Here is a 207-nt window from a genome sequence, read left to right as displayed (position 1 = left end):
CTGGAAAGGTCCGTCGTAGAGGGTAACAACCCCGTAGTCGAAACTTCGTTCTCTCTTGAATGTATCCTGAGTACGGCGGAACACGTGAAATTCCGGCGGAATCTGGGAGGACCATCTCCCAAGGCTAAATACTCCCTAGTGATCGATAGTGAACCAGTACCGTGAGGGAAAGGTGAAAAGCACCCCGGAAGGGGAGTGAAAGAGATC

At 51.7% G+C, this 207-nt stretch carries 1 rRNA gene; it reads left to right on the top strand.

Features of this window, described 5'->3' with window-relative positions:
• Window positions 1-207 (top strand): 23S ribosomal RNA (locus MR107_RS32180); the annotation flags it as partial.

The organism is Bacillus cereus group sp. BfR-BA-01441 (assembly GCF_022663075.1).
GTDB classification, from domain to species: Bacteria; Bacillota; Bacilli; order Bacillales; family Bacillaceae_G; genus Bacillus_A; species Bacillus_A cereus.
The sequence above is the reverse complement of the archived record's forward strand: the minus strand, read 5'-3'. Positions and strand labels throughout refer to the sequence as shown.